This is a genomic window from Pseudoalteromonas atlantica (assembly GCF_043641955.1).
Taxonomy (GTDB): domain Bacteria; phylum Pseudomonadota; class Gammaproteobacteria; order Enterobacterales; family Alteromonadaceae; genus Pseudoalteromonas; species Pseudoalteromonas atlantica_A.
Map to the genome: position 1 here is coordinate 198,025 of NZ_JBHZRV010000006.1, position 12,211 is coordinate 210,235.

The 12,211-nt window shown below is 41.3% G+C and carries 11 protein-coding genes; 3 read left to right on the top strand and 8 right to left on the bottom strand.

Going from position 1 to position 12,211, the window contains the following annotated elements; all coding sequences use genetic code 11:
- Positions 1 to 8: 8 nt before the first annotated feature.
- The 8 genes from mutL to cutA form a co-directional block, all read right to left on the bottom strand.
- Positions 9 to 1,844 carry a DNA mismatch repair endonuclease MutL gene (gene mutL, locus ACHUE3_RS13505; protein WP_394192917.1) on the bottom strand — a complete coding sequence of 612 codons (1,836 nt, stop codon included), beginning with the start codon at positions 1,842 to 1,844 and terminating at the stop codon, positions 9 to 11.
- Between the two features lie 15 nt (positions 1,845 to 1,859).
- Positions 1,860 to 3,203 carry an N-acetylmuramoyl-L-alanine amidase gene (locus ACHUE3_RS13510; protein WP_394192991.1) on the bottom strand — a complete coding sequence of 448 codons (1,344 nt, stop codon included), beginning with the start codon at positions 3,201 to 3,203 and terminating at the stop codon, positions 1,860 to 1,862.
- A 29-nt stretch (positions 3,204 to 3,232) separates the two neighbouring features.
- A complete protein-coding gene (tsaE, locus tag ACHUE3_RS13515) occupies positions 3,233 to 3,700 on the bottom strand; it encodes a tRNA (adenosine(37)-N6)-threonylcarbamoyltransferase complex ATPase subunit type 1 TsaE (protein WP_394192918.1) in 468 nt (155 codons plus the stop codon).
- 180 nt (positions 3,701 to 3,880) lie between these two features.
- On the bottom strand, positions 3,881 to 5,221 hold the full coding sequence (gene accC, locus ACHUE3_RS13520) for an acetyl-CoA carboxylase biotin carboxylase subunit (RefSeq protein ID WP_058560833.1): 1,341 nt from the start codon (positions 5,219 to 5,221) through the stop codon (positions 3,881 to 3,883).
- 26 nt (positions 5,222 to 5,247) lie between these two features.
- Positions 5,248 to 5,712, bottom strand: a complete 465-nt coding sequence (gene accB / locus ACHUE3_RS13525; RefSeq protein ID WP_394192919.1) for an acetyl-CoA carboxylase biotin carboxyl carrier protein — start codon at positions 5,710 to 5,712, stop codon at positions 5,248 to 5,250.
- Between the two features lie 33 nt (positions 5,713 to 5,745).
- Positions 5,746 to 6,198, bottom strand: a complete 453-nt coding sequence (aroQ, locus tag ACHUE3_RS13530) for a type II 3-dehydroquinate dehydratase (RefSeq protein ID WP_394192920.1) — start codon at positions 6,196 to 6,198, stop codon at positions 5,746 to 5,748.
- A 225-nt stretch (positions 6,199 to 6,423) separates the two neighbouring features.
- A complete protein-coding gene (locus ACHUE3_RS13535; protein WP_394192921.1) occupies positions 6,424 to 8,256 on the bottom strand; it encodes a protein-disulfide reductase DsbD in 1,833 nt (610 codons plus the stop codon).
- Positions 8,256 to 8,576, bottom strand: a complete 321-nt coding sequence (gene cutA, locus ACHUE3_RS13540) for a divalent-cation tolerance protein CutA (RefSeq protein ID WP_099295432.1) — start codon at positions 8,574 to 8,576, stop codon at positions 8,256 to 8,258. The genes ACHUE3_RS13535 and cutA overlap by 1 nt, the downstream gene beginning before the upstream one ends.
- A 164-nt stretch (positions 8,577 to 8,740) precedes the next feature.
- Between cutA and ACHUE3_RS13545 the strand changes: the two genes are divergently transcribed.
- The 3 genes from ACHUE3_RS13545 to groL all read left to right on the top strand — a co-directional run bounded on the left by ACHUE3_RS13545 (position 8,741) and on the right by groL (position 11,353).
- A complete protein-coding gene (locus tag ACHUE3_RS13545) occupies positions 8,741 to 9,217 on the top strand; it encodes an FxsA family protein (RefSeq protein ID WP_394192922.1) in 477 nt (158 codons plus the stop codon).
- Between the two features lie 151 nt (positions 9,218 to 9,368).
- Positions 9,369 to 9,656, top strand: coding sequence for a co-chaperone GroES (locus ACHUE3_RS13550; protein WP_016709118.1), 288 nt, complete (start codon positions 9,369 to 9,371; stop codon positions 9,654 to 9,656).
- Positions 9,657 to 9,703: 47 nt separating this feature from the next.
- On the top strand, positions 9,704 to 11,353 hold the full coding sequence (groL, locus tag ACHUE3_RS13555; protein ID WP_394192923.1) for a chaperonin GroEL: 1,650 nt from the start codon (positions 9,704 to 9,706) through the stop codon (positions 11,351 to 11,353).
- Positions 11,354 to 12,211 lie beyond the last annotated feature (858 nt).

Sequence of the window (12,211 nt, forward strand, 5' to 3'; positions counted from 1 at the left end):
CGTTAACCCTAATCTAGCTGTGTTAAATAGTGATGTAAGTCTATTTTAACTGCTTTTTCGCGCAAACGTTGAATTGTTTGCGGATTATTTTTCATTTGTTGTAACTCGCTTGCAAATGCTTGGCTTGCAAAATAACGCTCAGGCACGTTGCTCTGCTGCCAATTAAGCCAATCTGTTAGGTTATCGAGTTGTTGTTTGCTTACCTGCAGCAAAGCTTCAATGGCTTGGCTTACATCTAATAAATACAAACTATGGGGCAACTTTTTTACCATTACAAATTGCTTTTCAATATTGAGCTCAAAACCTAGTAAATTAAACCATGACTGCTGCTCGGTTAGTATTTTTTGATCGTCTGCACTAATGTTTACGCGAACGGGTAGCAGTAATGCCTTACCCTCTAGGCTTGCTTGTTCTGTAATTTGCTGTTGCCAGTAATCGGCTAAAGCATATTTAAAATGAGAGCAATAAAGTTGCTGCTGCTCAGTGAAAACACAGCTGCCGTCATGTTGAACTATTAATGAGGTTGTACTTATACTCTGTGCAGGCGATGAGGCTGGTGTTTGTTGTATTGTTGAGGTGGCTACACTGTCAAAGTGTGCGGCATGTTGTTCACTTACCCCTTGGTAAAATGCGTTCACATCATGAAGCGACGCTTTACTTTCTCTTTGCCCTGAAAGCCCACTTGCAGCAGAGCCACTTGCACGCGATGTTCCACCCGAATAGCTAACAGGCTGACTCGGTTGCAAAGGCGTTTTTGGGTAATCGAACACATCAGCTTGCTCAACAGGCGCCGCACTTGCAAAGCGCTCAGTTGGCTGAGCCTGCGGTGGTATTTGTGGCGCGACAAAATCATCCTGCAAAGGCACAACGACTTGTTTTACAGCTTGTAGTATAAAGTCATGCACCAAGCGACCTTGATGAAAGCGTACTTCATGCTTTGCTGGGTGCACGTTTACATCTACTTGGCGCGGATCAATATCGATATATATCACAAAGCCGGGTAACTCTTCTTGTCCTGCCACCTCTTCAAATGCTTGGCGAATGGCATGCAAAATAAGTTTATCCCGCATCATCCTATTATTTACATAGGTGTATTGTGTGCTATTGCTAGAGCCCACAGGTAATACCCAACCGTGTAACTGCAAACCTGTATCACCGGATTCAATATACAAACCTTGCTCAGCAAAGGCTTTGCCTGCAACTTGCGCAACGCGGGTAATTGCTTGGTTGGGATCGGTTTTGGCGCGATATTGGCGCACAACTTTAGCGTTATGCGTTAAGGTAATCGATACATCAAAGCGGCTTAGGGCTATCCGCTTAATCAACTCATCAATGTGGTTAAACTCAGTCTTTTCAGTACGTAAAAACTTACGCCGCGCTGGCGTATTAAAGAATAAATCTTTTACTTCAATCGTGGTGCCATCAGGGTGAGCAGTAGGTTTGACTTGCACCGCCATATCGCGACCTTCAGCACAAGCTTGCCACGCAGCCTCTTGCTCTTTTGTTTTAGAGCTAAGCGTCAATCGAGAGACTGAACTAATTGATGCTAAGGCTTCACCACGAAAGCCCAGTGAACAAATGTTCTCTAAATCATCCAGGGATTTTAGTTTACTGGTAGCATGGCGAGACAGCGCCAATGTAAGCTCATCTTTATTAATGCCTGAGCCGTTGTCACGAATGCGAATAAGTTTATGACCACCGCGCTCAATATCAATTTGAATACGCGTCGCACCTGCATCTAAACTATTTTCTACCAACTCTTTAACAACTGACGCTGGCCTCTCAACCACCTCACCTGCTGCAATTTGGTTAGCCAATCGCGCAGGTAATATCTCAATACTCATACTCATCCTAACGATTTAACTTTTTGGAATATCAAGCTCTTGGCCGATAAACAAGGTGTTTGATTTGAGTTTATTAGCGCGTTTTAATTTATTCACACTCACCCCATAGCGACTCGCAAGTAAGCTTAATGACTCTCCAGGGCGCACTTTATGAGTGGTCGGGTGTTGCGACTTTAATGATGCAAATAACGAATCATCTGGCGGGTTTTTAAGGTAATAATTTTTCAATGAAGTAAAAATCGCTTTAGCCAGCCGCTCTTGATAGTCCGCTGTTTTTAATAAACGCTCTTCGCGTGGGTTAGAAATAAACCCAGTTTCAACCAAAATTGACGGGATATCTGGTGACTTTAATACCCCAAAGCTTGCCGCTTGCGGGCGCTTTTTGTGCATTTTAGCTACTTTTTTTAGTTCATCCATCACTTCTTCAGCAACGCTAAAGCCCGTTTTCATAGAGTGATCCATTGACATATCAAGTAACGCTTGCGCTAAGTATTTCTCGCTGGCAGTATTTTTTATTACGCCAGCTGCACCACCAAGAAGTTCAGAATGTTTTTCTTTATCCTCAAGCCATTTACCAATTTCAGAGTTGGCACGGCGCAATGATAACACCCACACAGACGCACCACTTGGCTGAGGACTAGTAAACGCATCGGCATGGATTGATACAAAAAAGTCTGCTTTTTTCTCTCGTGCACGACTAGTTCGGGTGTTTAAATTAACAAAGTAATCACCTCGGCGAACCATTCTAGAAATCATACCTTTTTCGGCATCAATCATCCGCTCTAAACGTTTTGCTATTTGCAATGTAATCGTTTTCTCATAGGTCCCTGATGGCCCTATAGAGCCTGGATCTTCGCCACCATGGCCTGCATCAATAGCAATCACAATGTCGCGTTGTTTACTTAACTCACGTTTTTTCACTGCGGTATTACTACTTTGCGCTACTGGTTTTGCTTGTTCTTTATCGTAAAGGTCGACCACTAAACGGTTTTTATATGGCCCCGTTGGAGCCAAAGCAAATAATACAGGTTTAACTGCGCCCGTTAGTTCAAAAACAAAACGCACACCTTTACTATTTTTAGCTTTGGAATAACGCAATTTACTAACAATTTGATGTTTTTTAGGGATGCTAGGCAGGTCTTTAATTTTATTAGTATGTTCTAAATCAACCACGAGGCGTAACGGATTCTTCAGCATAAAGTAGCTAAAGTCTGGTTTGTCAGTTAAATCAAAAACAACACGAGTGCTATCAGGAGACGGCCACACACGCACACTATTAATAGTGTTTTGTGCAATAACCCCCTGGCTTATTGCAAATAACAAACAAGCACACACCCACTTAATGACTACTCGACTCATCTGATCCATTACACCTTTAATTATTATTTTTAATCTCGAATTAATTGCTCTACTACTGCTTTACCGCGCTGACTCACGCTGCAAATTTCAATTTCACGGGCCTCACCAACATAGCGCATAGTAATATCTAAGTCAGGAACAGGTATAAACTCCCCGCCTTTTTCGGGCCATTCAACAACACAAATAGCATCATCTGAAAAGTAATCGCGGATACCCATATATTCTAGCTCTTCAGGGTCACCTAGACGATATAAATCAAAATGATAAACATTAGCTGCTGCTAACTCATAAGGTTCAACTAATGTATAGGTCGGACTCTTAACCTTACCTTGATGACCAAACCCTTGCACTATACCCCGTGTTAATGTGGTTTTTCCGGCACCTAAATCACCATGTAAATAAATAACCACGCCTTGCCCAGTTAAACTTGCAAGCTTATTACCCATTGCGACCGTTGCTGCTTCATCAGCAAGTTGAAAACCAACACTTTGGGCCATTACTACCTCATGAAAAATATAAAAACATCACACTTAATCATACCAGATTATTTTTGTATGGCGAGCACGCCGCTCTTATTGCATTTCAAACACAAAAAACCCCCAGTAATTGGAATCTCCAACTATTGGGGGTCACTTCAAAAGTTGCCGGTTTTTTACATATAAACAGTTATAACACGTTTATAAGCCTAATTTTTTCTCAAGATAGTGGATGTTAGTACCACCGTTTTGGAAGTTTTCATCGGCTAGAATACGTTTGTGTAAAGGCGTATTGGTTTTAATACCGTCAATCACTAACTCATTTAATGCATTACGTGCACGGGCAATCGCCACATCACGGTTTTCACCGTAAGTAATGAGCTTGCCAATCATTGAGTCATAGTGTGGTGGTACTTTATAGTCAGCATAAATATGGCTATCCCAACGAATACCTAAACCACCTGCAGGGTGGAAACGGGTGATTTTACCCGGCGAAGGAATAAACGTTTCAGGATCTTCTGCATTGATACGACATTCAATAGCGTGACCACGAATAACCACATCATCTTGTGTAAATGACAACGGCTGACCAGCAGCAATTTTTAACTGCTCTTTTATTAAGTCAACACCAGTAACCATTTCAGTTACAGGGTGCTCAACCTGAATACGGGTATTCATTTCAATGAAGTAGAACTCGCCGTTTTCATATAAGAACTCAAACGTACCGGCACCACGATAACCAATCTCGATACATGCACGGGTACAACGTTCACCAATGAACTTGCGTACTTCAGCTGTGATACCTGGCGCTGGCGCTTCTTCAACTACTTTTTGGTGGCGACGCTGCATTGAACAATCACGCTCACCTAAGTGAACCGCATTGCCTTGGCCATCCGCAAGTACTTGAATTTCGATGTGACGTGGATTTTCAAGGAACTTTTCCATGTAAACCATGCTATTACCGAAGAACTGCTTTGCTTCTTGTTGCGTCAGCGCAATTGAATCAATAAGTTCAGCTTCGCTACGTACAACACGCATACCACGACCACCACCGCCGCCAGCAGCTTTGATGATTACCGGGTAGCCGATACGCTTAGCAATTTGCATGTTGCGTTCTTTATCGTCTGATACTGGACCGTCAGAACCTGGAACACACGGCACACCCGCTTTACGCATCGCACTGATTGCCGATACTTTATCGCCCATCAAGCGAATGGTATCGCCCTTAGGACCAATAAATACAAAACCGCTTTGCTCAACTTGGTCAGCAAAATCCGCGTTTTCAGCAAGGAAACCGTAACCTGGGTGAATAGCAACCGCATCAGTTACTTCAGCTGCCGCAATAATACGCGGAATGTCTAAGTAACTTTCAGTTGCTGAAGGTCTACCGATACAGATGGTTTCATCTGCTAACAATACGTGCTTAAGATCGCGATCCGCCGTTGAATGCACAGCAACAGTTTTGATCCCAAGCTCTTTGCAGGCGCGCAATATACGAAGTGCGATTTCACCTCGATTTGCAATGACTACTTTATCTAACATGAGAGTTGGCCTCTAAGGTTGCGCTATTATTCAATGATGAATAAAGGTTGATCAAATTCTACTGGCTCACTATTTTCAACTAAAATAGCTTTTACTGTACCGGCTTTGTCTGACTCAATTTGGTTCATCATTTTCATTGCTTCGATGATACAAAGTGTGTCACCCACATTAACTTTAGAACCCACTTCAACATATGCAGGCGCTTCTGGTGATGCTGCTGCATAAAAAGAACCAACCATTGGTGATAATACTTGATGACCGGTTGCTGCTGCTGGCGCTGCTGCTTCAGTTGATGCTGCTGGAGCCGCAGGTGCTGGTGCCGCTGCTGGAGCTGGTGCGTACTGAGGAGCATATTGTGGAGCGTAAGCAGGACCTGCGCTCATGTTATTACGGTTAATACGTACTGATTCTTCACCTTCGGTGATTTCTAATTCAGCAATACCTGACTCTTCTACTAGTTCAATTAGTTTTTTGATCTTGCGAATATCCATGAACGACCCGCCTTCTAGTTTGTGTGTTTAAAATTAATTTGCGTTTTGCAACCGGCCTACAGCAACTTCTAATGCTGCGCGATAACCCATTGCACCTAATCCACATACCACGCCTTGTGCTACATCCGAAAAATACGAATGATGACGAAACGCTTCCCGCGCATGCACATTGGTTAAATGCACTTCATAAAACGGGATATCAACACTCAGCAATGCATCACGTAAAGCTACGCTTGTATGCGTAAATGCTGCTGGATTGATAATAATGCAATCAATAACTTGCCAAGCACTATGTATATGCTCAATTAAAGCTTGCTCACTATTACTTTGAAAATGCGTTAACTCAACATCTAGACCATGGGCAACGGTTGTTAGTTCGCTCATAATCTCAGCCAGTGTTTGTGAACCATATTTCTCTGGTTCACGCTTACCAAGCATATTTAAGTTAGGGCCATTTAGAACAAAAATCTTAAATTTTGCAGCCATAATACGCGATAATCCTATAAATAATGAGTTAAGCCATTTTTACTATAAAACCCACTAATTAGCTTGGGGTTAAACATAAAATAACAAGTATTTCTCACGTTAACCACCTATTATAGCCAGTTCGATGTAAATAGCAGCAAAATACTGGTCTAATGACTAGGTATACCCAAGAAACAAAAACGCCACTACAGAGAGTGGCGTTGTATTAAATTGTACAAAAAGTAGTTATTTAGCATACTCACGAACATTTATAAGCTGTTCAGTAAAGTCGTCTGCGTCTAAAAAGCCTGTCACACGTTGCGCTGCAAGCTCTTCACCTTGCGTATTAAAGAACAAGATACTTGGTAAACCAAATACCGTATATTCTTCCATCACTTCAATGGTGGTTTCATCGCTTTCAGTGAGATCAATCTTTAATAACTCAAAATGAGCAAACTCGGCTTGCACATTTTGTTCAGGGAAGGTGTATTTTTCAAACTCTTTACAAGCAACACACCACTCAGCATACAGATCTACCATCACCAAACGACCTTCATCATTGGCATCACTAATTGCTTGCTTGAGTTCAGCTAAATCAGCAACCAATTTAAATTCACGCTTTTGTGATTGTTGCTCAGTGGAGGCGGTAATAGTTGGTGCTGGCCAAATGTAGTTTTTAGTCAAACTCGCACCGGTAATCACCAATATCGTTGCAGCAAACCATAGTACTGTTTTGAGCTTACCTTGGCTTTGGCCGCTCTGCCAATAATGTAAATAAAGCGCTGTCGCTAATGCGAGTAAGCCAGCCATTAATAATATGATGTCAAAATCAACAATACGTTCGAGCAGTATTAATGGCACAACCAACATAATGAAACCAAATAAGGTTTTAACTTGCTCCATCCAACCACCCGCTTTAGGCAGTAACTTACCGCCTGAGGTACCTAACAGCAATAATGGTATGCCCATACCAAGGCTTAAAACATAAAGCGTTAAACCGCCGACTAAATAATCACCGCTTTGCGCAACAAATAACAGTGCTGCTGATAATGGTGCGGTGGTACAAGGTGAAGCTATTAGACCCGACAAAACCCCCATTAAAAATACGCCAATATAATTGCCGCCTTTTTGATTATTACTTACCTGCGTTAGCTTATTCATCATGGAGCTTGGTAGCTTAATCTCGTACCAACCAAACATCGACATAGCAAGTAATACAAATAATAAGCTAAAGCTAATTAACACATAGGGATGCTGTAAATAACCTTGCACTTGGCCACCTAACGCAGCAACCACAAGACCAAGCGCCGCATAGGTTACTGCCATGCCCTGAATGTACACAAACGACAGAGCAAACGCTTTTTTTGTAGAGAGATTTTGTTGTCCAGCAATCAAACTCGACAAGATAGGAAACATAGGAAATACACAAGGCGTAAATGCCAAGCCAATTCCTACTAAAAAGAAAATAGCTAAATTAGTTAGCAAGCCTTGTGATGCCAGTTTTTCAGTAAAGTTTAGCTCTTTATCTGACTCAGCTTGTTGTGTATCAGTACTTTTGTTGGTCGTTGTTGACTCACTATCTAACGCAGTAAACGCATTAGAAACTGCATTATCATTCACATTCTGGGCCGTGCTTTCACCAGCAATCATGCTCAATGGAACAGTAATGATCTCTGGTGGGTAGCAAAGCCCGGCTTCAGCACAACCTTGATAACGAATTTTAACAACGGCGTCTTTTTTTACGTTTGCTAGCTTACTTACTACACTGAATGAATCAAAGAAGACTTCGGTTTTACCAAAAAACTCGTCCTCAATGACCACTCCATCACCTAGTTCAGGAAGTTTAATTTCAGCGTCTTTAGCAATTATTTCGAGCTTTTTTTTATAAAGATAATAACCGGGTGCGATGTCCCAACCAATAAATAAGGTCGTACCTTGCTGATCAAAATCAAAAGAAAAAGCTTGGTCAACAGGTAAAAAAGTGTGCTCTGCAGGCTTTAATAAATCACTTAAAACATTATTGGTTGCGTGTGCGGGTAGTAACCACAGCGCACATAACAAAACAAAAAAAAACCGCATTAATTAAGTACCTCATCCATCCAATTAAAATAGGCTAAATTGCCCGTTGATACATCAACCACCTGAATTTCAGGAATCTCATAACTATGTAACTGCTTTATAGTTTGGATAACTTGATTCATTTTTTCAGACTTAGTTTTTATCAGCAGCTTACATTCTGTAGCTTGCGTTACTTCACCTTCCCACATGTAAACTGACTCAACATTAGGTAAAATGCTAACGCACGCGGCTAATTTTAAGCTTACCAACTGCTCAGCCATAGCACGCGCCTCGGTAGCGTTTTCACACGTGGTAAAAACTAGTCGAAAATGAGTTGTCATCATATTGAACCTTTAATTGTTAATTGTGCCCAACTCATAGTAGCTGATAGCTAGAGCAAAGTGTAGCGATGTACTAACGCTATACGTTTACTATTGAAAAAAGACCTGATAACCCATATTTATATTTCATCACGATGTTACGTGAGCACACTTTAGAGAGCTTTATGTTTAGATTTTTATTTTTGTTATTTATTCTCGTACCAATTATTGAGATCGCGTTACTCATTCAAGTAGCCGATGTAATTGGTGGTTTTGCCACTATTGCACTAGTGATTTTAACTGCTATCTGCGGTGCAAAACTAGTTAGACAACAAGGCATGGGCGCACTGCAAAATGTGCAAACGCAAATGGCCCAAGGTCAGATGCCCGCCAAAGAATTATTTACCGGATTATGTGTAATTATCGCAGGTGTTTTATTACTAACCCCTGGCATTATGACCGATATATTCGGCTTTTTACTACTCACTCCAGCGATTCGCAATAAGCTAGCCGCAGGACTTGCTAGCCAAGCAACTGTTCGTATGAGTGCAGGTATGCAGCAAGGTCCTTCACCGTTTACGCAGCAGACCCAACAAGAGCCTGAACCGCGTAAAATGAGCGAACCAACTACGATTGATGGTGAATACGAGAGAAAAGATTAAAATTTTTATTTTTTTCTCTTGGATTTTTCCGCATTACCCCCATTACTGAGTACAACTAAATCGATGCAGTTAAATACAACTGACTTAGCTGCACGAGTACACACAAAACTTTTTTCTGTCCTGTTCAGAAACTGTTAGGAGAACTAAACAAATGAACATTCGTCCTTTACATGATCGCGTGATCGTTAAGCGTCTAGAAGAAGAAACCAAGTCTGCTGGCGGTATTGTATTAACTGGCTCTGCTGCTGAGAAATCAACGCGCGGAGAAGTTGTCGCTGTTGGTAATGGCCGTACTCTAGATAACGGTGATGTGAGAGCATTAGAAGTTAAAGTCGGTGACACTGTGTTATTCGGCTCATATGTTGAAAAAGCTGAAAAGATCGAAGGTCAAGAGTACCTGATCATGCGTGAAGACAACATTTTAGGCATTGTAGGCTAAACCTACTTTTCGTTTAACAAACATTTAAGAATTTAGAGGAAAAAATCATGGCAGCAAAAGAAGTACTTTTTGCAGGTGACGCACGCGGTAAAATGCTAGCTGGCGTAAACATCTTAGCAAACGCAGTTCGTGTAACTTTAGGCCCTAAAGGTCGTAACGTTGTATTAGACAAATCATTTGGCGCTCCAGTGATCACTAAAGATGGTGTATCAGTGGCAAAAGAGATCGAACTTGAAGACAAGTTTGAAAACATGGGCGCACAAATGGTGAAAGAAGTTGCATCTAAAGCAAATGATGCAGCCGGTGACGGTACAACTACCGCTACTGTTTTAGCACAATCTATTGTAAATGAAGGCCTAAAAGCAGTTGCTGCAGGCATGAATCCAATGGACCTTAAGCGCGGTATTGATAAAGCAATCATCGCTGCTGTTGCAGAGCTTAAAGAACTTTCAGTACCATGTGCTGACACTAAAGCAATTGCTCAAGTAGGTACTATTTCAGCTAACTCTGATAAAGAGATTGGCGACATCATCGCAGAAGCGATGGAAAAAGTAGGCCGTAATACAGGTGTTATCACTGTTGAAGAAGGTCAATCACTTGAGAACGAACTTGATGTTGTAGAAGGCATGCAGTTTGACCGTGGTTACTTATCGCCGTATTTCATCAACAACGCAGAAAAAGGCGCGGTTGAACTAGATAACCCATTCATTCTACTTGTAGACAAAAAAGTATCGAACATCCGTGAGCTACTTCCTACATTAGAAGCAGTTGCTAAAGCAAGCAAGCCACTACTTATCATTGCTGAAGACCTTGAAGGTGAAGCACTGGCAACACTGGTAGTCAACAACATGCGCGGTATCGTTAAAGTATCAGCTGTTAAAGCACCTGGTTTTGGCGACCGTCGTAAAGCAATGCTACAAGATATCGCAGTATTAACTGGCGGTACTGTTATCTCTGAAGAAATCGGTCTTGAGCTTGAAAAAGCAACAATCGAAGACTTAGGTACAGCTAAACGCGTAGTAATCACTAAAGATGATACAACTATCATCGACGGTGCTGGCGAAGAAGATGGCATCAACGGTCGTGTTTCACAAATCAAAGCACAAATCGAAGAAGCAACGTCTGACTACGACAAAGAGAAACTACAAGAGCGTATGGCAAAACTTGCCGGCGGTGTTGCAGTAATCAAAGTTGGCGCAGCAACTGAAATCGAAATGAAAGAGAAAAAAGACCGCGTAGAAGATGCACTACACGCAACTCGCGCAGCGGTAGAAGAAGGCGTAGTGCCTGGTGGTGGTGTTGCACTAGTACGTGCTGCTAGCAAACTAGCTGCACTAGTAGGCGACAACGAAGACCAAAGCCACGGTATCAAAGTAGCACTTCGTGCTATGGAAGCACCACTTCGTCAAATCGTAACTAACGCAGGTGACGAAGCGTCTGTAGTAATTAACGCAGTTAAAGGCGGCGAAGGTAACTACGGTTACAACGCAGCATCTGGCGAATACAACGACATGATTGAAATGGGTATCCTAGATCCAACTAAAGTAACGCGCTCTGCACTACAATTTGCAGGTTCGATTGCGGGTCTTATGATCACCACTGAAGCCATGGTTGCTGAAATCCCAAAAGATGAGCCAGCTGGTGCCCCTGATATGGGTGGCATGGGCGGAATGGGTGGCATGGGCGGCATGATGTAATCATTCCCCTAAGCACCTCGCTTATAAAAACCCAGCTTCGGCTGGGTTTTCTTTTTATATTGTTCAATATACTTACTTAATTTAATCCCATATATAAGCAATCAAAGTCTCATATAAATAGATGTTTTAATGTTGATGCAAATGTAATTTTATGTGTTCATTAATCTTGTAATTTTCCTAACTGCCATTTTTAATTTAGTTGATACTAAAAATTATTTCTTAGAGCAAATACATGCCAAGATACACGTATGTTTTTAGCCTTGTTTCGCAAACTTATATTATGCCTATTCAGCACTAAACAACTAAAAAGAGCAAAGGAAGACTCAGGCACTCCATTTTATGACGAAGTAAAATAAATTATTACGCTTAACTTTTTAAACACACTACAAAACACAAGAACTGATGTTATGAAAATACGCCTCACTAACAAACTATAGGGTATTTCATTACTGTCTGATCTAAAACAGTTTACTAAAAGTGTTGCTTTTGTTGTATATGAGCCTAGGCAAATTTCTGAACCCTAAGGATGAATTTGTTTTATAGGACATGGGTAATATAGGCTACACAATCTAACTATTATTCAAACACCTCTATTATAAAAATAAAACCATATAACCCCTCAAAAAAGTTAACAAATGTAAAAATATGTGCAACCATTGTAATCAACACTTTAAGATTATGGACTATCCCTAGTGAAATATTTATTGAAAATAGTTAGTTTTACTTTTTTTTCTTCCATTCCTCATATGGTTCAAGCTAACTTAACCAGCTTCACACCAACTTCAGCCATCGTCGATAAAGCCACAACATTCACTGTTTATGGCACCAATATTCCAAGTACCGTTATCGCTAATATTG